Source organism: Polaribacter haliotis (genome assembly GCF_014784055.1).
Taxonomy (GTDB): Bacteria; Bacteroidota; Bacteroidia; order Flavobacteriales; family Flavobacteriaceae; genus Polaribacter; species Polaribacter haliotis.
Genome location: NZ_CP061813.1, coordinates 58,574 through 82,500 on the forward strand (window position 1 = coordinate 58,574; position 23,927 = coordinate 82,500).

Consider the following 23,927-nt stretch of genomic DNA (forward strand, 5'->3'; position numbering starts at 1 on the left):
TTTCTAGTATCTGAATTTGGGGAAATTCAGTACTTATCTAAGAAGAATGTTACAAAAAAATCAATAGTTTTTTTAACTATATTATTTTTGTTCCTTTTTAATTTTCAATCTTTTTCACAAACTATAACAGGTACAGGTTCTAGAACAACTACATGTGGTACATGTACACCTGTAGGTTGGTTTAATACTGGTGGATCTCCAGATGTTTCGAATAGAAATAATGCTGGTGGACAAGGAACTCAGGGTGGTAATGCATCTTGGATTAATGCACCTTTACCATTACCTCCTACAGGAGATGTTACTTGGATAACTATGAGAGATGTTGGTAACTTAAATACGTTACCAGAAGAATCTGTAACTACTAATATGGGTGGTCTTGTTAATGGAAAGTTATATAAACTTTCTGTTTATCATATGACTTCTATTAGTAATACAAATGGTGTTGGTGGAGACCCATATTCTCGTAAATATATAGATGCTTTCGATTACCAAATTGATGGAAATGCAAGACAAAAAATCCCTGTAATATCTTCAGCACATGAAAATTGGGTTGAAAAAGCTTATATTTTTAAAGCAGAACCTAATGCAAGTGGAGAGATGACATTAACTTTTTATCCATTAGATAATGTAGTTAATCCTTTTGATGGTGATGGAAACGCAACTTTCGATAATGTAGAATCGATACACATCGCAGTAGAATTAAACGCTGTAGAGGAATTAGATTCAGATGGCGATGGAGTTCCAGATACAATAGATATAGATGATGATAATGATGGTATTTTAGATACAGTAGAAAGTACAGTAAATGGTACAGTTTACAATCCTTTAGGAGATGAGGATGGAGATTTACTTCCAAATTATTTAGATACAAGAGATGATGGTACTGGAGATGGAAGTACTACTAATTATAACGATATTAATGGAGATGGAGTTGCAGATATTTTCGATTTCGATAATGATGGAGTTCCAAATCATTTAGATTTAGACGCAGATGGAGATGGAATACCAGATATTATAGAAGGTCAACCAACAGGTACATATAAAGCTTTTACAGGAAATGTTGGGGCTAATGGTTTAGATAGTGCTTTCGAAAATAACGATTCACCTACTGCAACTAGTTACCCACTTATAAATACAGAAAATGTTGGAAATCCAGATTATTTAGATTTAGATTCAGATGGTGATGGACAATCAGACGAAGAGGAAGCTAACATTACTCTTACTGGAGATGTTGGTGTAAATGGTTTAGATAACTCTTATGATATTGCAGACGATTATACAGACCCAAATGGTATTTTCGATAATTCGCAATCAGACAACTTCCCAGACTCTACAAATGGTGGAGATGTAGATTGGAGAGATGCTTCAACTTCAAAAGATACAGATGGAGATGGTGTTGCAGATGCCATAGATATAGATGATGATAATGACGGTATTCCAGACACAGTAGAATGCCCTAGTGTAGCTGGTAGTAATGCAACAGGTGTGCAAAGTAGTACTAGTGTTACTAATCCTACTAATGCTATTGGCTCAAACGATGCTAGAGCAACCTTAAACGACATTGCAGATGTATTAGTAATAGATTTAGGAAAAGTTGTAGCTAAAAATGCAATTATAGAAATAGAGTCTCGTGTTACTAGTAACATTAATCACTTTATGAGTGTAGATCAATCTCTTACTGCAGCTACATCTAGCTATACAAATGCAAAATCTTATTCATGGACAACTGTTAATACAGATGAAAATAAACAATATAAATTAACATCAGCAGCAAGGTATATAAGAATTAAATTAGCTGTAGATGGTGGTGGTTCTTTACAAATAGATAATGTTCTATATAAAAGTTTTCAACCAATTTGTGACTCAGATGGAGATGGAATTCCTAATATTAGAGATTTAGATTCAGATAACGATGGTATTCCAGACAATATAGAGGCACAAAGTTCATTCAATTATAAAGCACCAGATAGCAATGGAACAACAGATTCTGATGGAGATGGTTTAAATGATGCTTACGATACAGATTGTGTAGGAGGTCTATTTAGTTGTGGAGGAGTAACTGGTGTAAGTTTAGCTGTTCCTAATAATCATGATGGTACAGACACCCCAGATTATTTAGACACAGATTCAGACAATGATGGTACTACAGACAGAATTGAAGCTGGCTTATCTTTAAGTGGTGTTGTTGGTGTAAATGGTTTAGATAACAATTATGATAATGGAGATAATTATACAGATGTTAATGGTAGTTTTGATAATTCACCTTATGGAGAGATTCCAAACACCAATGGAACAGACTCTCCAGACGATGTAGATTTTAGAGATACAATTACTGTCTTTTTAGATACAGATAATGATGGTGTGCCAGATTCTGTAGATATAGATGACGATAATGATGGTATTTTAGATACTGAAGAGGATGGTAATTGTACTGGATCTACTACTGTATCTACATATAATTTTACAAGCCGAGCAAGTGCTAATAATAATTGGAATTTTAGCGATCCTCGTGGAACAGGTTTGCAGGTTAATAATACAGGAGGACGTTGGTCTTGGCATAACGGATCCACATCATCAAGTAATGTTGGTCCAGATGGAGGACAATCAGGAGGTACAGATGGTTATGCGTATACAGAAATGTCTAATCCTGGTGCCAATGAAGATAAATTTGAAGTAGAATTAAAATCAACTTTCGATGCAAGTAATCATAGTATTATCTTTAGTTACTACTTTGGGTATAGAGGAGATGGAAATAACGGAACTATACAGTTACAGTCTAGTGATAACGGAATTTTATGGGTAAATAGAGGTAACGCAGAACAATTAGACCAACAAGGTATAGCACAGAACGGAACTTTTACTTGGATTAAAAAAACAGTAGATTTAAGCGGCTTAATAAGCGGGAGTGCTACAAGGTTTAAACTTGTAATAACACAAGGTAATAATGGTACATCTTGGCATAAAGATGTTGGTTTAGATTCTGTTACTGTTTCTTTATGTAATATAGATGCAGATGGAGATGGCATCTCAAATTCTCGAGATTTAGATTCAGACAACGATGGTATTCCAGATATTATAGAAGCACAAAGTACAAAAGATTATACGAAACCTTTAGGTTTAGATTCAGATAACGATGGTTTAGATGATGCCTATGATACTACACCAAATGGAGATTCTGCAGGTACAGGTTCTTTAGGTTTAACACCTGTTAATACAGACAGTACAGATAATCCAGATTATAAAGATTTAGATGCAGATAACGATGGTATCTTTGATGTTAATGAATCTGGTAGTGAGTTACCAAATGACGGAAGTGGAAAAGTTTCAGGAGCTGTTGGTATAAACGGTTTAGTTAACGCATTAGATAATGGCGATAATTATGCAGATGTAAATGGTAGCTTCGATGATACGCAAACAGACAATTTCACAGATGTAGATGATGATGCTAATTTTGGTGGAGATGTAGATTACAGAGATACAACTTTCGATTTAGATACTGATAAAGATGGGGTTCCAGATGATACAGATTTAGATGACGATAACGATGGTATTTTAGATTCAGAGGAAACTGGAGTTTGTGGAACTGATAATACAGTTGCAAGTGTAACAGGTTTTGAAGGAATACTATTTGATATGCCAGATCAAGATACTTGGTCGTTTATTAATGCTTCTAATCAATTTCCTGATTTTAATCAAACACAAATAGCAACGTTTGATTACGTAGAATATAAAAATACAGACAATGCCTTTAACGTAAGGTTTGCTAATTCACCAGTAAATCTTTCAGGATACTCTAAAGCAACCAACTATAATGGTTCCAATGTACCAAATGGTTCTGAAGATGCTGCCATTTTATTTACTAAAACAATTACAACTGTAGAAGCAGGAGTATATCAAATAGATTTAGGGTATGGAGATGACCATATTGTAGTATATCATAACGGTAATAAGGTGTATTCAATTCAAAATGCATACAATTCAACTACTAATAATAATGCAGTAAGTATTAGCAGTGTAATACCATCAATAACACTTAATACAGGTGACGTTTTACAATATCTTTTAATAGAAGAACATACTGGTAACACTAATATCGATATTTATGGAACAAAACTTACTGAAATTGGTGGTGGAGAAAAAAGATGTGTAATTGATACAGATGGTGATGGAATTCCAAATCATTTAGATTTAGATTCAGATAACGATGGAATTCCTGACGTTATAGAGGCTGGTGGTACAGACACTAACAGAGATGGTATGGCAGATGATGATGATGATAATGCAGACAATACTGCAACTAATGGTATTCCAACTTCTGCAGGATCAGGTCAAACACCAAGAAACACAGATACAGACGGTATTCCAGACTATCTAGACATAGATGCAGATAATGATGGAATTCCAGATAATATAGAAGGTCAACCTTCTAACAACTATAAAGAACCAAGTGGTATTGCAACAGGAATTACAGATGTTAATAATAACGGTGTAGATGACACTTACGAAATTGGTGCTATTATTGGTCTAGAAGCAACAAACACAGATAATACAGATACTCCAGATTATATAGATTTAGATGCAGACAATGATGGTATTCCAGACATACAAGAAAACGGAGACACAGATAACGTTGCTTCCGGAAACGATGCAGATAATGATGGTTTAGATGATGCATTTGATGATAATAATGACTCAAGTATTTTGGGTTCTACTGTAAATGATGGTTTAGGAGCTAATGATAAAGTTACAAATGAAGCAACATTAGAAACGGCTTATGGAGATTCAGACAATGATTTTCCACTTCCTGAAACTGGTGATTTAGACTATAGAGATGCTACAGACACAGATAATGATGGTATTCCTGACAACGTAGATTTAGATGACGATAATGACGGAATTCCAGATAATTTAGAATGTACTACCCCAATTGTATCAACTTTTAATGGAGGTACTGCAACACAAAGTTCTTCATTAAATAATGGTAATTGCCCAAGTAATAGTTGTTCCGCAAATTTAGCGAGAGATGGTAACACAAGTGGAGATTTTGGAAATGGTTCTGTAACACATACAAACACCCAAAAAGATCCTTGGTGGCTATTAGACATGGGATTTGTTACAACTATAGATAATGTAGTTTTATACAATAGAACAAATTGTTGTGGAGATCGATTAGATGGTTTTATTTTAGAAGTATTAGATAATAATGATAACGTAGTTTATACTCATAATAATGTCGTTGCATCTGCTACAAACACTATTAGTGGAATTAATACTTTAGGAAAGAAAATAAGAATTAGATTAGAAGGAGATGGCAGAATTTTAAGTTTAGCTGAGGTAGTTGTACAAGTTTCTGATTGTAATGGTACAGATACAGATGGAGATGGTATTCCAAATCATTTAGATTTAGATTCAGACAATGATGGTATTCCAGACTTGGTAGAAGCTGGTGGAGAAGATACAGACGGAAATGGTAAAATAGATGATATTAATGCTGACGGAACCTTAGTAAATGATTTTGACAATGACGGTTTAGACGATCGTTATGATGTAGATGTTACAGGAGGAACAGATGGTAATGCGATAACAAATCCAGATTCAGATGGAGATGGAATTCCAGATAGTTTAGATTTAGATTCAGACAATGATGGTATTCCAGATGTTGTAGAAGCTGGTGGAACAGATTCAAATGGAGATGGTAAAGCTGATGGTTTTGTAGATACAGATAAAGATGGTTTCAATGATCTTGTAGATGGAGATGTTGGTCAAGATGGTACATCAGAAAACACTGCAAATGCTTTAATAGTTACTGGAGATGATGCTGATGATGATGGTAAACCAGATTCTTATCCAAATGGAGATACAGACAAAGATGGTTTTCCTGATTTTATAGATTTAGATGCAGATAATGATGGTATTCCAGACTTAGTGGAAGCAGGAGGTATAGATACTAATGGAGATGGACTTGTAGATGATACAACAGATATAGATCAAGATGGACTTGCAGATATTTATGATGAAAATGCAACTGATGGACCTGGACCTGATGGAACAAACGGTATTGCCCTTGTAGAAACTGACGCTTCTGGTAATATGCTAGATGGTGATGGTAATTCAATAGATACAGATGGAGATGGATTGCCAAATCACTTAGATTTAGATGCAGATAATGATGGTATTCCAGATTTAGTAGAAGCTGGTGGTGTAGATACAAATGGAGATGGATTAGTAGACGACACAACAGATGCAGACAACGATGGATTTGCAGATGTTTATGATACAGACGATGATGGAACTCCTGGAGTAGAAGATGCAACAGATGCATTATTACAAACAGCAGGAACCGATACAGATGGAGATGGAAAAGCAGATGATGTAGCAATTGTATTTGAGAATGGAGAAGGTGTCAATGCAGATACAGATGGAGATGGATTCCCAAATCATTTAGATTTAGATGCAGATAATGATGGTATTCCAGATTTAGTAGAAGCTGGTGGTGTAGATACAAATGGAGATGGATTAGTAGACGACACAACAGATGCAGACAACGATGGATTTGCAGATGTTTATGATACAGACGATGATGGAACTCCTGGAGTAGAAGATGCAACAGATGCATTATTACAAACAGCAGGAACCGATACAGATGGAGATGGAAAAGCAGATGATGTAGCAATTGTATTTGAGAATGGAGAAGGTGTCAATGCAGATACAGATGGAGATGGATTCCCAAATCATTTAGATTTAGATGCAGATAATGATGGTATTCCAGATTTAGTAGAAGCTGGTGGTGTAGATACAAATGGAGATGGTTTAGTTGATAACACAACAGATGCAGACAACGATGGATTTGCAGATGTTTATGATACAGACGATGATGGAACTCTTGGTGTAGAAGATGCAACAGATGCGCTATTACAAACAGCAGGAACCGATACAGATGGAGATGGAAAAGCAGATGATGCTGCAATTACTTTTGTAAATGGTGAAGGAGCTAATGCAGATACAGATGGAGATGGATTCCCAAATCATTTAGATTTAGATGCAGATAATGATGGTATTCCAGATTTAGTAGAAGCTGGTGGTGTAGATACAAATGGAGATGGTTTAGTTGATAACACAACAGATGCAGACAAAGATGGACTTGCAGATGTTTATGATACAGACGATGATGGAACTCCTGGTGTAGAAGATGCAACAGATGCGCTATTACAAACAGGTGGAACAGATACAGATGGAGATGGAAAAGCAGATGATGCTGCAATTACTTTTGTAAATGGTGAAGGAGCTAATGCAGATACAGATGGAGATGGATTCCCAAATCATTTAGATTTAGATGCAGATAACGATGGTATTCCAGATTTAGTAGAAGCTGGTGGTGTAGATACAAATGGAGATGGTTTAGTTGATAACACAACAGATGCAGACAACGATGGATTTGCAGATGTTTATGATACAGACGATGATGGAACTCTTGGTGTAGAAGATGCAACAGATGCGCTATTACAAACAGCAGGAACCGATACAGATGGAGATGGAAAAGCAGATGATGTAGCAATTGTATTTGAGAATGGAGAAGGTGTCAATGCAGATACAGATGGAGATGGATTCCCAAATCATTTAGATTTAGATGCAGATAATGATGGTATTCCAGATTTAGTAGAAGCTGGTGGTGTAGATACAAATGGAGATGGTTTAGTTGATAACACAACAGATGCAGACAACGATGGATTTGCAGATGTTTATGATACAGACGATGATGGAACTCTTGGTGTAGAAGATGCAACAGATGCGCTATTACAAACAGCAGGAACCGATACAGATGGAGATGGAAAAGCAGATGATGTAGCAATTGTATTTGAGAATGGAGAAGGTGTCAATGCAGATACAGATGGAGATGGATTCCCAAATCATTTAGATTTAGATGCAGATAATGATGGTATTCCAGATTTAGTAGAAGCTGGTGGTGTAGATACAAATGGAGATGGTTTAGTTGATAACACAACAGATGCAGACAAAGATGGACTTGCAGATGTTTATGATACAGACGATGATGGAACTCCTGGTGTAGAAGATGCAACAGATGCGCTATTACAAACAGGTGGAACAGATACAGATGGAGATGGAAAAGCAGATGATGCTGCAATTACTTTTGTAAATGGTGAAGGAGCTAATGCAGATACAGATGGAGATGGATTCCCAAATCATTTAGATTTAGATGCAGATAACGATGGTATTCCAGATTTAGTAGAAGCTGGTGGTGTAGATACAAATGGAGATGGTTTAGTTGATAACACAACAGATGCAGATAAAGATGGATTTGCAGATGTTTATGATACAGATGATGATGGAACTCCTGGTGTAGAAGATGCAAACGATGCATTATTGCAAACAGGTGGAACAGATACAGATGGAGATGGAAAAGCAGATGATGTAGCAATTACTTTTGTAAATGGTGAAGGTGCTAATGCAGATATAGATGGCGATGGATTCCCAAATCATTTAGATTTAGATGCAGATAACGATGGTATTCCAGATTTAGTAGAAGCTGGTGGTGTAGATACAAATGGAGATGGTTTAGTTGATAACACAACAGATGCAGACAAAGATGGTTTTGCAGATATTTATGATACAGATGATGATGGAACTCCTGGTGTAGAAGATGCAACAGATGCGCTATTACAAACAGGTGGAACAGATACAGATGGAGATGGAAAAGCAGATGATGTAGCAATTACTTTTGTAAATGGTGAAGGTGCTAATGCAGATATAGATGGAGATGGATTCCCAAATCATTTAGATTTAGATGCAGACAATGATGGTATTCCAGATTTAGTAGAAGCTGGTGGTGTAGATACAAATGGAGATGGTTTAGTTGATAACACAACAGATGCAGACAAAGATGGATTTGCAGATATTTATGATACAGATGATGATGGAACTCTTGGTGTAGAAGATGCAAACGATGCACTATTACAAACAGGTGGAACAGATACAGATGGAGATGGAAAAGCAGATGATTTAGCAATTGTATTTGAGAATGGAGAAGGTGTAAATGCAGATACAGATGGAGATGGATTCCCAAATCATTTAGATTTAGATGCAGACAACGATGGTATTCCAGATTTAGTAGAAGCTGGTGGTGTAGATACAAATGGAGATGGTTTAGTTGATAACACAACAGACGCAGACAACGATGGATTTGCAGATGTTTATGATACAGATGATGATGGAACTCCTGGAGTAGAAGATGCAAACGATGCATTATTACAAACAGGTGGAACAGATACAGATGGAGATGGAAAAGCAGATGATGTAGCAATTGTATTTGAGAATGGAGATAATGTGAATGCAGATACAGATGGAGATGGATTGCCAAATTATTTAGATTTAGATGCCGATAACGATGGTATTCCAGATGTTGTGGAAGCAGGTGGAACAGATGTAAATGGAGATGGTCGTTCTGATAACTTTAATGATACTGACAATGATGGATTTAATGATGATGTTGATGGAGATGTAGGTCAAGATGGTACTTCAGAAAATATTGCAAATGTATTAATAGTAACAGGCTCTGATACAGGTAGTGATGGTAAAGTGGATACATATCTTAATGGAGATACAGATGGAGATGGTGTTTTAGATTATTTAGACCTAGATTCAGATAACGATGGTATTACAGATGTTATTGAAGCCGGAGGAGCCGATACTAATAGAGATGGAAAACAAGATGGTTTTATAGATAATGATAACGATGGATTTAATGACACTGTAGATGGAGATCCAAACAATGCTTTAGCAAACGGTACAGATACAGTAGGTACTAATACTACTAATGCTTTAATAGTTACTGGTGCAGATGGAGATGGAGATGGGAAACCAGATTCTTATCCAAATGGAAATTTGGATGGAGATAAAAAATTAAATCATTTAGATATAGATGCAGATAATGATGGTATTCCAGATAATATAGAAGCACAATCTTCAAGTGGATATATAGCGCCTAGTGATGTTGGTACTGCTATGACAGATACTAACAACAATGGTGTAGATGATGTTTATGAAGTAGGTGGAATTGGTTTAGTTCCAGAAAATACAGACATTAGCAATGATACAATACCAGATTATTTAGATTTAGATTCAGATAATGATGGAATTCAAGATATCTACGAAAATGGAGATTTAGAAAATGAAGTATCAGGAACTGACCTAGATAATGATGGTTTAGACGATAATTTCGATGATAATAATGATTCAGGAATTGCAGGTTCAACAGTAAATGATGGTTTAGGTATTGGAGACAAGGTTACAAATATCACAAATTTAGAAGCTGCCTATGGAGATAAGGATAACGATTTTAACCCAGGAACAGGAGACTTAGATTATAGAGATATAGACCCTATTGGAACTGCTATGATTACTCAAGTTTACACTTTTAATGATGAAAGATGGATAGAGATTACGAATATTAGCGAAACAGAAAAAGTACCAGCAAATTATTTAAAAGTACAGCTATATAGTAATAGAACTGGAGATCAAACAAATGTTCCTCCAACAACATCAGTTATTTTAACTACGGAATTAGATCCAGGAAAATCTGTTCTTTATAAAAATAATGTTACTAATATAACTAATATTGACAATACTGCGAAAGTATATACAAACACAGTTCTTACAAATCTTGTAGGAGAAAATGATATTATTACTTTATCTACAACAGACGATAATACCTCTTGGGCAAATAAATACGATATTATTTCTTCTATTAAAGATAAAACGTCTTACGTAAGAATCGATGAAACTTTAGTTCCAAACCCAATTTATACAGAAAGTGAATGGGTAGTGTTTATTGATGATGCTTTAGATCCTTATAAATTATTGGGAGCTGGAGGTGCAGAAAGACATCCTCATGATCCATTAATTTCAGAAATTGCGAGTTCAAATGCTCAGGCAAACACGAGATTAGGATTGCATAGAATAGATATTACAGAAAGAACATTAGGTGCCTGGGATAATGGATATCCAGACAGATCTAGGTTTGTAGTTATAAATGAAGATTACAATCATACTTCTGGTAAGTTAAGTGCAAGAAAATTAAAAGTAAATGCATCTACGAAACTTTCTATAACAGATAACCTTGTAGTTGTAACTAACAATGTACTTTTAAATGGAGAATTACGTTTGGTAAGTCCTTCTCAAAATAGTACAGCACAATTAATTCAAACTCACAAATCTGCAAGTTTAGTTTCTGGAACTGGTAAATTATTAGTAGACCAAAATTCTACAGTACCAAGTAAATACAGATATAATTATTTGAGTTCGCCAGTTAAAAACAGCGCAGAATCCACAACATATTCTGTAGGAAGTATCTTAAAAGATGGTACAACTTTAACAAACCATTCAGGAACTGTAGGTGTAAATATTGCAAAAGATATTAATTTTGTTGGTGGTTACGATGGTAATACAACCAACCCAATTTCTATAGCAGATCATTGGATATGGACATATGCAGCTTTTAGTGGAGGTAGATCAAATTGGACTCAGAAATACAAAGGTGGTGCAATACCAAATACAGATGGATTTATTTTTAAAGGACCAGGAAGACCACAAAACTATACTTATACAGGTGTTCCAAAAGATGGAAATCTTACTACTTCAGTAGGTAAAGACGAATCTTATTTAGTTGGGAATCCATATGCATCTGCAATTAGTGTAAAAGAATTTATAGAAGATAATAATTCATCTATATCTGGTGTGTTATATTTCTGGGAACACGCAGGAGAAGAAGAAAGTAGTGATGGAACTATTAAAGGTCATGTATTTGCAGGTTATGTTGGAGGTTATGCAACAAGAACAATTGCTACAGGTGTTTCTGCGAGAGCAGCAGCTGTTAGTGGTGGTGTTGATTTAAATTTAGAAGCAGAAGCAGCGTCTATAAATGGAGTTTTGCAACAAGTTTCAGATGATGGTAATACTGTAAATACAGTGCAATTTAATTCTACTCAAAACTTTGTGAAATTTTCAAATATTTCTAGAGGAGCAGATACTTTAAGAATTCGATATAAATCTTCGACAGATAAAGACATAATTATTAAAATAAATAATAGATTAAGTGGAGAATATACTTTACCAGCAACTGGAAACTCATTTAGCTTATTTACTATCGAACAATGTGTAGAAACTAGTAACGAAATATTAATAGAATCTAATGATTCGAATACTGTTTATTTAGACTATTTAAACTTATTCGATGAAGATGGTTATTTAACTTGTGCTCCAAATGTTGGTGGAGATGATATTACTTATACAGAGCCAGAACCTTACATTGCAATAGGACAGGGATTCTTTATCCAAGGCGATAATGTAGATGGTGGAACTGTTGTATTTAATAATAGTCAGAGAGAATATAAAACTGAGGGTACAGGTACTTCTGTGTTCTTTAAATCAAATTCAAAATCTGCTTCTAAATCAAATGATAAAAATTCTATATTAAGCTTGCCAGTTATTAAGTTAGGTATGGATTTCGATGGAACAGATGGTAATAATTACCATCGTCAAATTGCAGTTTCGTTTAGTGAGTTTAATTCATTTGCCTATGATAAAGGATATGATGCAGAAATTTATGATGTTGGAGATACAGACATGTATTTAAAATTTCCAGAAGACGACAGAAAATTCGTAATTGCTGGTGTGCAACAGATCTCTAGCGATTTAGAAGTACCATTAGAAATAATAATGGGATATTCTGGAGATGTTATTATAAAGGTAGATGAAATGAAAAATGTATCTGGAAAAGTTTTCATTAAAGATAAATTAAATGGAACTTCTTATCCTATTTTAGGAGATAAAGCGAAACTTAACTTAGTTAAAGGAACCTATACAGATAGATTTGTAGTAGCATTCGAACCGAGTGAACCAGCACTTTCTGTAGATACTATAGAAGATAATTTGGTAAGTATTTATGCAGACAATGTAAATAGTAATTTAGTAATATCTAAAAAAGAAGATGTTACAGTTTCTAAAGTATTATTGTACGATATTTTAGGAAAGCAAATAAGTAATTGGGACATAAAAACTCAGGAACTTGAAATGAGACTTAAATTACAAAAACAATTGCCTTCAGGTTTCTATATAGTAAAATTAAAAACTGAAAAAGGAAACATATCTAAAAAGATATTTTTAGAATAAATAAGATTTTCAATAACATATATTGAAATGTCTATAAATAATAAAGCTCTAATCGTTATGATTAGAGCTTTATTATTTATAGGCTAAAAGTGTTTTAGTAAATTTTAAATAGCAATAATTAAATATTTAAAAACTCCCAACTTTACTATATTCCTAACTCAGTAAACAATTCTTTTAAACTTGGCTGAGATGGTCTTGGAGCATTGGCATCTACAATATTTCCATTAGGATCCACCAAAATAAACCTTGGAATTCCAGTAATTTGATACGATTGCTGAAAAGAATAATCTTCTCCAGACCAAAGTTGCACACCTTTTAAATTACGATCTTTTACCATGGTTCTCCATTTTTTTTCAGCAGCTTCCCAAGTACCACCACTTCTTCTAGGTTCATCAGTAGAAATACTTACAAACTCAATATTTTTACCTGTATATTCTTTCTCCAATTCCTTTAAAAAAGGAATTTGTTGTAGACAAGGGCCACACCAAGTTGCCCAAACATCTATATAAACATACTTTCCTTTAAAAGAATCTAAAGATTTTGTGCCACCCTTAATATCAACATAGTTTTCAAATTTCGGAGAAGGATTCCCTTTTCTTACAGCACCTAATTTATCAAACTCTGTCTTAAAATAAGTAACCATTAAATCTGTTTGTTTGTTGGCTTTAGAAACTAAAGCTGTATCCAAATCTTTATATGAACTTAAAATACTATCAAAACTACTTTCGATGCTATTCACTTTTTCTTTAAAATTTTCTTCAGATAACTTTAAAATTAAAGCCGGATTTCCAATTTTTTGACTTTCGCCAATTTGAGCAACCAAAAAATTACTGTTATCTGCACCATTTCCAGAAAATTGAAAGCTATTCATAAAATTATTTGCATCTCCTTCTAATTGCAAGTCGTAACCATTTTTTAAATAAATAGGAGCTCTTTTGTATTGAGACGTTTGCAGTGTAAATATATCTGCTTTATCAACCTTTAAAGTATCTTTAAAAGTACCATCTTCATTTATCTTAATTGTTTTTATAGGGCCTTTTTGCCCAGCAATTGTAATTAAAGAATCTTTATTGTTTTCTAACTTCCCAGAAAGGGTTACAAAATCTTTTTCTTTTGTACAGGAGGTTGCCATTAGAATTGTAAGTAGTAAAATACTAAAATGTTTCATTTATAATGTTTTAAATTTAATACAAATATAAAATTTATAATTACAATTAAAATCAGTGGTTGGCAAATACAAGAATTTAAAAATAACAATTAAAACTCTATCAAATAAGAGCCCATTAACATTCAATTAATTTTATTTACGAAAATTTTACGAAATCGATTTCGTATTGTAAAAAAAAGAAATACTTTTGCCGGAAATTTAATTTTTTAGTTACACAACTATGTCAACAATTATAGATTACAACAAAGAAGTTTTATCACAAGCACAAACAAGAAGAGCAACTGTTCAATTTATTAACATCGTAAACGATTTATGGTACGATAAGTCGATTGAATTGGTGTTATTTAGAAATCCATTAGTAGATAAAAGAGCAAGCGAAGTTTTAAATTTAATTGATTACGCAAGAGAATTCGTAAGCAAACCAATTACAATTTTAGATGCCTTGGATATTGCAAAAGCAATTCAACAGATAGATTTACCTTCTTCGAAATTAGATATTGGAAAATTAGCCTACGAATGTTATTTAAGCCCAAAATCTTGCGAAGACAAAGTTGCGTTCGTAAAAAAGAAATTAAAAAATGCTACAGAAGCTAAAAACATCGAACCAAAAGATGTTGTTTTATATGGTTTTGGTAGAATCGGTCGTTTATTAGCAAGAGAATTAATGACCAAAATGGGTAAAGGTTCTCAATTAAGATTAAGAGCTGTAGTAACTCGTGGGGAAATTAATGAAACCGTTTTAGAAAAAAGAGCCTCTTTATTAAGTATAGATTCTGTTCATGGAGATTTCTTAGGAACCGTTCAAACAGATGTAGAAAATAACGCATTAATTATCAATGGAACAACAGTTCACATGATTTCTGCCAACAATCCAGAAGACGTAGATTATACCAAATTCGGGATTAACAATGCATTAATTATCGACAATACAGGAGCTTTCAGAGACAAAGAAGCGTTAAGTAGGCATTTGCAATCGAAAGGAGCAAGCAAAGTTTTATTTACAGCACCAGGAAAAGGAATTCCAAATATTGTTCACGGAGTAAATCACAAACAACATAGTCCAGATAAAGTCGATATTTTTTCAGCGGCATCTTGTACAACCAATGCAATTACGCCAGTTTTAAAAGTTATAGAAGACAATTACGGAATAAAAAAAGGACACTTAGAAACCATTCACGCATATACAAACGACCAAAATTTGGTAGATAATATGCACAGTAAATACAGAAGAGGAAGAGCTGCCGCATTAAATATGGTTATTACAGAAACTGGAGCAGGAGCAGCAGTAGCAAAAGCCTTACCAGCATTAGCAGGAAAACTTACTTCCAATGCCATTAGAGTACCAGTTCCAAACGGATCTTTAGCAATTTTAAGTTTACAATTACGCTCAAAAGTAACAAAGGAAACTTTAAATGCAATAATGAAACAAAACGCCTTAGAAGGCGATTTAGTCGAGCAAATTAAATATTCTATGGACAACGAATTGGTTTCTTCAGATATTATTGGAACAACTGCACCATCGATTTTCGATAGCAAAGCAACCATTACAGATGGAGATTCTATTGTAATTTACGTTTGGTACGACAACGAATATGGCTATTCACACCAAGTAATTCGTTTGGCAAAACACATCGCAAAAGTTAGAAGATTTACTTATTACTAAAATACTCTTAGTGCAAATTCATTCTTCGAAAGAGGAATGTAGAAACCCGACTCATTTATGCGTCGGGTTTTGTTTTATAATTTTTTTTATGAGCTATTTCCTGCTTTACGCACTCGCTTTTTTTGCTGAAAAAGCAAAAAAGAGCTCAAACAAATGCTTCAATCAGGGCTAAGTGTGTTTGCAAGCTTTTAGATAAAGAAATTTACATCAACAAAATCTATAATTTCTTTGTTATTCATAAAGTAAAAAAGTTTTCATCTTCATTTTTTAGTCTCGGTTTTCAGTAACAGTTACATATAGCGAGTATTCAACTTTACGTCTTTGCGAGAAAAAAATCCAGACACATTTTCTAGTCACATTTTCCACACAAAACCTATATTTTCTATGTTCTTATGTGTTTAAAAAAACATTAATTTAGCAAAAACAAAAATCATGAAATATAAAATACTCCTAATAACAATGTTATTTTTCACTGTTTCAATAAATTCACAGGAAAAACTACCTTATTACGAAATTCCAAAAATGGAAGAAAATTATTCCGCACAAAACACAGTCGCAAGAATAATAGATGGTTTAGGTTTTAGGTATTATTGGTCTACAGAAGGTTTGCGAACAGAAGATTTATCATATCAACCAAAAGGAGAAGGTAGAAATTGCCAAAAAACAATCATACATATATATGACTTATCAAACATGATGTTGCGTTTAACAAAAACCGATTTCAAACAAGAAAAGGAAAAAGACAAAATGACGTTTAAAGGAATGAGAAAACAAACCTTATTAAATTTGGAAGCATTAAGCAATAGAATAAAAAAAAGTAAAGATTTATCAGAATTTTCAGTAAAAAAAGACGGTAAAATTACCATTCCATTTTTCAATGTAATAAATGGACCAATTGCAGATGCTATTTGGCACACAGGTCAAGTTGCAAGCTTTAGACGATCTTCAGGAAATCCAATCAACTCAAAAGTGAATCATTTTTCTGGAACTGTTAGGGAGTAGTTGCCGTAAAAAAGACCCTTCAGGTTTTTAAAACACGAAGGGTCTAAACGTTTTATCCCACAGAAAAATTCTATGTTTTCTATGTCTCTATGTGGTAAAAAAAACTACTCCTCTTCAAAAAACGCAATATTAGCCTCAAACTCCTGTTTCAAAAATTCTTCTTTACTCATAAAATATTCAGAAGTTATCAATCTGTAACCTGCATCGTTTTTTTGTAATTCCCAAATAACATCATTTGCTTCCTCAAAAGCTTCATCAGCATTTAATTGATTTCCGAATAAACGAATCACTACATTATGGCTATCTAAACTTTTAGCAATACATTTTAAAGCGATTTCTTTCGTAATATTTTCATCGGCATTAGCCTTTGGAGTAATATCAAAATTTACAATTGTTGCTTTTGTGTTTGGAAATTTTCCATTGTAAGCTTTGTATAATAACTGATTGATATTAAAAAGTTGTTGGTGTAATTCTATTTCAGGATATTCTTCAGAAATCTTATCAACTAACATTTCATGAGAAATAGAATCAATTTGCCCTTCATTTAAATGGTCAGACAATTTATAATCCAACACAATTGCGGCGGCTTCATTGGTTTCAAAATCTGCAATTGCCATAAAAAGCAATTCTCTTAATTCTTTAATATCAGTACTTTCTGCATTTGGGAAATCGAAACGTTCTAAAAGTTCTTTATAATCTTCGATATTCCAAGAATTTTCAAGTTCGTCAACTGTAGAAATTTTATGTATTTTTATAGCGTATTTCATTTTTTTAATTCATTTTTGAATGAATATATAGTATACGAAATTTCAACACCAAAAACAAGTTTTTTAGATATAATATGACGGTTTTAGAAAGAATACAATTACTTCGTGACGAATTAAATAATCACAACTATAATTATTATGTGTTAGATAATGCAACAATTTCTGACTTCGATTTTGATATAAAACTAAAAGAATTAGAAAAGTTAGAAATAGAAAATCCAGAATTTTTCGATTCAAACTCACCAACACAAAGAGTAGGAGGAGCCATCACCAAAAACTTCGAAACTATAACACATAAAAACAGAATGTATTCTTTAGACAACTCGTATTCGAAAGAAGATTTGTTAGATTGGGAAAAACGAGTTCAAAAAGGATTAGGAAGAGAAGATTTAGAATATACTTGCGAATTAAAATTCGACGGAGCTTCCATAAACTTAACCTACGAAAACGGAAAATTTATAAAAGCAGTTACAAGAGGAGATGGTTTTCAAGGAGATAATGTTACTGCAAACGTAAAAACAATCCGTTCCATTCCATTATCAATCAAAAATGAATTTGTTTCAAATTTTCAAATGCGTGGAGAAATCATTTTGCCATTAGATGGTTTCAATAAAATGAATGAAGAACGCGTTGCAAATGGAGAAGAAGAATATAGAAATCCAAGAAACACTGCAAGTGGAAGTTTAAAATTGCAAGACAGTGCAGAAGTTGCAAAAAGACCTTTAGATTGTTTATTGTATCAAGTTGTAACAGAAGAGCGTAAATACAAAACCCATTTCGAAATTTTGGAAAACGCAAGAAACGTTGGTTTTAAAGTTCCAAAAACAATCACTTTAGCAAAAACGATAGACGAAGTTTTCGATTTTGTAAATCATTGGGATAAAAAACGCCACGATTTACCTTACGAAACAGATGGCGTAGTTATAAAAGTGAATAATTTACAGCAACAAGAAGAGTTAGGTTACACATCAAAAGCTCCAAGATGGGCAATTGCCTATAAATTTAAAGCGGAACAAGTTTCTACAGTTTTAAATGAAATTACATATCAAGTTGGTAGAACTGGTGCAATTACGCCTGTTGCAAATTTAGAACCAGTTCAATTGGCAGGAACTACAGTAAAACGTGCTTCTTTACACAATGCAGATCAGATAGCAAAGTTAGATATTCGAGAAAATGATACTGTTTTTGTAGAAAAAGGTGGAGAAATTATCCCTAAAATAATAGCAGTAGATTTAACAAAGCGTCCAATTGATTCTCAACCAACAATGTACGCAACAAATTGCCCAGAATGTAATACAGCATTGGTAAGAACAGAAGGCGATGCAAAACATTATTGCCCAAATGAATTTGGTTGTGCTCCACAAATTACAGGTAGAATCCAACATTTCATCAGCAGAAAAGCAATGGATATTGATGGTTTAGGTGGCGAAACTGTAGATTTATTAAGAAAAGAAGGTCTCATTCAAAATTATGCAGATTTATACGATTTAAAAGTGGAGCAAGTAATTCCATTAGAAAGAATGGCAGAAAAATCTGCTCAAAATATGATTGCAGGAATCGAAAAGTCAAAAGAAATTCCTTTCGAAAAAGTATTATTTGCACTCGGAATTCGTTTTGTTGGAGAAACAGTTGCTAAAAAATTAGCAAAACATTTCAAGTCTATCGACAATTTAATGACTGCAAATTTCGAGGAATTAATAAATGTCGACGAAATTGGAGATAGAATTGCACAAAGTATTGTAGATTTTTCAAACGACTTGGGTAATATTCAATTAATAGAACGTTTAAAAGTATATGGAGTTCAATTAGAAGTTTCCGCAGAAAGTTTAGAAAACCAAACTAATAAGTTAGAAGGACAAGTTTTTGTTGTTTCAGGCGTTTTCCATCAAATGAGTAGAAACGAACTCAAAAAAGCAATTGAAGATAATGGAGGTAAAGTAAGTTCATCAATCTCTAAAAAAACAAATTTTATTGTTGCAGGTGATAATATGGGCCCAAGTAAACTTACAAAAGCACAAGATTTAGGTATTTCAATTATTTCCGAACAAGATTTTATAGATAAAATCAGTTAGAAATTGGTTTTGGTATCTAATTTGCATAGAGTATTTGTAAAATCAATACCTAATAACCCAATTTTAGTTGGTAAAAAGTTAAAATGCTAAAAAAAATACTATACATATATATAATGTCTATTTCATTTCTCACTTTTTCACAAAAGAGAGATTTAGATTCATTGCCAGATAATATAGACGATTATGTTTTCGTAAAACCAGGAGACACTTTAACTATTAGTTTAAATGAGTTTGCATTATTGCCAAAACACAAATTCAAATCAAGAGACGATATTCGTTACTATTTATGGTTTACAAGAAAAGTACAGAAAGCTTATCCATTCGCAAAATTAGCTTCAGAAAGATTAGACACTTTAAATGCCAGATTAGAAAGAATAGATTCTAAAGCAAAGAGAAGAAGGTACACAAAATTAATTCAAAAATATATCGAAGGCGAATTTACAGATCAAATGAAAAAGATGACCACCACAGAAGGTCGCGTACTAATAAAGCTTATTCATCGTCAAACAGGTAAAACAGCCTTCGATAATATAAAAGGACTAAGAAGTGGATGGAAAGCATTTTGGTATAACACCACAGCGAATCTTTTTAAACTATCTTTAAAAACTGAATATCATCCAGAATCCGTTAACGAAGATTATTTAATCGAAGACATTCTCCAGAGATCTTTTCAAGATGGTAAGCTAAAAACTCAAAAATCTAAACTTAATTACGATTTTCCTTTAATAATATTAAAAAAGAAAGGAGACATAAACGTAGAAGAATATAAAAAGATGTTTGCCAAAATGCGTAAAAAAGGAAAAATCAGAAAGAAAAGTAATTAATCTATTTCGGGTGTTTCCTCGCAAAAGAGCTCGGTCGGGCTTTCACTACTCGCTTTTTATTTGCCTTTTAGGCAATAAAAGAGCTCAAACAAACCGTTCAATCCCTAACACTGGCATCTTAGTACAATATATTGGTAAATAAAAAGCATCAATAATCATCTATAAACGTAAAATTCAGACTCTTTTTTCATTTAGATTTAGCATAAAAAAGTTATGTTTTCTTTATTCCATATGCTAAAAATTACATTTACCATAACTACTTCAAGATAATTCAAGCATAATTTAGGTTTTAAATTATTTTAAATAAGCCATTATTTATAAAACAAATCTTCTCAATTTGTATGGCATTTTGTAAATAATAAATGTATTGATAAAGACCTTTAAAAAAGGTCAAAAAAACTTTCGATTATAACCTTCGTATTTTCAATGAATTATCTCGGTTAAAAAATAAATTTAAAAAGAATTTAAAATAATAGTTGTGAGATTAGAAATGAGTTGTATATTTGCACCCGCTAACGGAAATATGAGTATGTTAGTTTAGTTCATTGAGATGTTGTTTTAGCTTTATTAACTGTGTTAGGAGTGGTGTTTTTGGTTTTATTTTTAGCGATAAAAAAAGAGTAAAAAAATATAAATTTTAATTAGGTTGGTAAATAAAAAACATTGTATCTTTGCCGTCCGATTTATCGGGGAATAAAGTTCAGTTTTTTAGGGGTTAAAAAAAATTAAAAATTTATTTTATTTTTTGCTTGTCAATTCAAAAATAAGTTTTAGATTTGCACCCGCTAACAGAAACAGCAAATACGATCAGAGAAATTTTGGAATAATAGTTACGATAATTATTAGTTAGTTCAAGTCTAACATTTCTACAAATTAGGATTTACAACGAGTGCGATAAGCGTGAGTGCGATACCCTAAAAGTTCATTGAAAATATTGAAATTGACAGCGTAAACAAAGAGTAGAATAACCACATTAGTAAAATAATGTAAATTCTTTTGAAACTTATTCATTCATATTATTTAAAATATACAATGAAGAGTTTGATCCTGGCTCAGGATGAACGCTAGCGGCAGGCTTAACACATGCAAGTCGAGGGGTAACATTGGTGCTTGCACCAGATGACGACCGGCGCACGGGTGCGTAACGCGTATAGAACCTACCTTTTACAGAGGAATAGCCTTTAGAAATGAAGATTAATGCCTCATAGTATTGCGACTCGGCATCGAGATGTAATTAAAGATTTATCGGTAAAAGATGGCTATGCGTCCTATTAGTTAGTTGGTAAGGTAACGGCTTACCAAGACATCGATAGGTAGGGGTCCTGAGAGGGAGATCCCCCACACTGGTACTGAGACACGGACCAGACTCCTACGGGAGGCAGCAGTGAGGAATATTGGGCAATGGAGGCAACTCTGACCCAGCCATGCCGCGTGCAGGAAGACGGCCCTATGGGTTGTAAACTGCTTTTATACAGGAAGAAACACTCGTACGTGTACGAGCTTGACGGTACTGTAAGAATAAGGACCGGCTAACTCCGTGCCAGCAGCCGCGGTAATACGGAGGGTCCGAGCGTTATCCGGAATCATTGGGTTTAAAGGGTCCGCAGGCGGTCAATTAAGTCAGAGGTGAAATCCCATAGCTTAACTATGGAACTGCCTTTGATACTGGTTGACTTGAGTCATATGGAAGTAGATAGAATGTGTAGTGTAGCGGTGAAATGCATAGATATTACACAGAATACCGATTGCGAAGGCAGTCTACTACGTATGTACTGACGCTCATGGACGAAAGCGTGGGGAGCGAACAGGATTAGATACCCTGGTAGTCCACGCCGTAAACGATGGATACTAGTTGTTGGGGTTTACCTCAGTGACTAAGCGAAAGTGATAAGTATCCCACCTGGGGAGTACGGTCGCAAGACTGAAACTCAAAGGAATTGACGGGGGCCCGCACAAGCGGTGGAGCATGTGGTTTAATTCGATGATACGCGAGGAACCTTACCAGGGCTTAAATGTAGTATGACAGGACTAGAGATAGTTTTTTCTTCGGACATATTACAAGGTGCTGCATGGTTGTCGTCAGCTCGTGCCGTGAGGTGTCAGGTTAAGTCCTATAACGAGCGCAACCCTTGTCGTTAGTTGCCAGCATGTAAAGATGGGGACTCTAACGAGACTGCCGGTGCAAACCGAGAGGAAGGTGGGGATGACGTCAAATCATCACGGCCCTTACGTCCTGGGCCACACACGTGCTACAATGGTATGGACAATGAGCAGCCATCTGGCAACAGAGAGCAAATCTATAAACCATATCACAGTTCGGATCGGAGTCTGCAACTCGACTCCGTGAAGCTGGAATCGCTAGTAATCGGATATCAGCCATGATCCGGTGAATACGTTCCCGGGCCTTGTACACACCGCCCGTCAAGCCATGGAAGCTGGGAGTGCCTGAAGTCGGTCACCGCAAGGAGCCGCCTAGGGTAAAACTGGTAACTAGGGCTAAGTCGTAACAAGGTAGCCGTACCGGAAGGTGCGGCTGGAACACCTCCTTTCTAGAGAAAGATGGTGAGTTACAAAAGGGGATTTTTACTCTTTGCTGTTAATTTTAAAATATAAGAATATTAAGCTATTATAGTCTCGTAGCTCAGCTGGTTAGAGCGCTACACTGATAATGTAGAGGTCGGCAGTTCGAGTCTGCCCGGGACTACAAAGAGCTTAATGTTTAAGGAAATTCTAGAAGTTGAAGTAATTAGAAGAACTAATTACAATTCACTAATTACTAACTACTAGTAAAAGGGGGATTAGCTCAGCTGGCTAGAGCGCTTGCCTTGCACGCAAGAGGTCATCGGTTCGACTCCGATATTCTCCACAACGGTCAATTTTAATAGAAAGACCACAAGTTCATTGACATATTGGTAAAATGATATCGTAAGAATCAAAAAGATAGAGAGTTTAGAATAGAAATATTCTAAACAATTTTTTATAAAAATATAAAAGAGCTCGTTGCAGTATTTATACTGTAGCAAAAAGTACAATAAGTTAAGTAAGGGCGTATGGCGGATGCCTAGGCTCTCAGAGACGACGAAGGACGTGATAAGCTGCGAAAAGCTACGGGGAGGGGCACATACCTTATAATCCGTAGATATCCGAATGGGGCAACCCGGCATGTTGAAGACATGTCACCTAGCAATAGGGGTAAACCCGGTGAACTGAAACATCTAAGTAACCGGAGGAAGAGAAAACAATAGT

At 34.3% G+C, this 23,927-nt stretch carries 7 protein-coding genes, 2 tRNA genes and 2 rRNA genes (1 of these 11 cut by a window edge); 9 read left to right on the forward strand and 2 right to left on the reverse strand.

Translation table 11 applies throughout. The features are described from left to right. Positions 1–87: 87 nt before the first annotated feature. Positions 88–13,185, forward strand: coding sequence for a DUF8693 domain-containing protein (locus H9I45_RS00145; RefSeq protein WP_191141236.1), 13,098 nt, complete (start codon positions 88–90; stop codon positions 13,183–13,185). A 145-nt stretch (positions 13,186–13,330) separates the two neighbouring features. On the opposite strand, the gene H9I45_RS00150 is transcribed toward H9I45_RS00145, so the two are convergent. After that, entirely contained in the window at positions 13,331–14,317 is a 987-nt protein-coding gene (locus H9I45_RS00150; protein WP_228454978.1) for a TlpA family protein disulfide reductase, read from the reverse strand. A gap of 256 nt (positions 14,318–14,573) precedes the next feature. On the opposite strand from H9I45_RS00150, the gene H9I45_RS00155 reads away from it, so the two are divergent. Further along, positions 14,574–16,016: a glyceraldehyde-3-phosphate dehydrogenase gene (locus tag H9I45_RS00155; RefSeq protein WP_088355492.1), complete on the forward strand. Its 1,443-nt coding sequence runs from the start codon at positions 14,574–14,576 to the stop codon at positions 16,014–16,016. 432 nt (positions 16,017–16,448) lie between these two features. Then, positions 16,449–17,018: a hypothetical protein gene (locus H9I45_RS00160; RefSeq protein WP_228454981.1), complete on the forward strand. Its 570-nt coding sequence runs from the start codon at positions 16,449–16,451 to the stop codon at positions 17,016–17,018. A 104-nt stretch (positions 17,019–17,122) separates the two neighbouring features. On the opposite strand, the gene H9I45_RS00165 is transcribed toward H9I45_RS00160, so the two are convergent. Continuing rightward, positions 17,123–17,785, reverse strand: a complete 663-nt coding sequence (locus H9I45_RS00165) for a hypothetical protein (protein WP_088355493.1) — start codon at positions 17,783–17,785, stop codon at positions 17,123–17,125. Positions 17,786–17,859: 74 nt separating this feature from the next. On the opposite strand from H9I45_RS00165, the gene ligA reads away from it, so the two are divergent. The 6 genes from ligA to H9I45_RS00195 form a co-directional block, all read left to right on the forward strand. Beyond that, complete coding sequence (ligA, locus tag H9I45_RS00170; RefSeq protein WP_088355494.1) at positions 17,860–19,857, forward strand: NAD-dependent DNA ligase LigA; 1,998 nt, start codon at positions 17,860–17,862, stop codon at positions 19,855–19,857. 113 nt (positions 19,858–19,970) lie between these two features. Continuing rightward, a complete protein-coding gene (locus tag H9I45_RS00175; protein WP_088355495.1) occupies positions 19,971–20,681 on the forward strand; it encodes a DUF4294 domain-containing protein in 711 nt (236 codons plus the stop codon). 1,029 nt (positions 20,682–21,710) lie between these two features. Further along, positions 21,711–23,230, forward strand: a 16S ribosomal RNA gene (locus H9I45_RS00180). An 81-nt stretch (positions 23,231–23,311) separates the two neighbouring features. Continuing rightward, positions 23,312–23,385 (forward strand) — tRNA-Ile (locus H9I45_RS00185). Positions 23,386–23,473: 88 nt separating this feature from the next. Continuing rightward, positions 23,474–23,547, forward strand: a tRNA-Ala gene (locus tag H9I45_RS00190). A 163-nt stretch (positions 23,548–23,710) separates the two neighbouring features. Then, a 23S ribosomal RNA gene (locus H9I45_RS00195) occupies positions 23,711–23,927 on the forward strand (it continues 2,664 nt past the right edge of the window). Together the 16S and 23S rRNA genes with 2 tRNA genes alongside form the textbook arrangement of a ribosomal RNA operon.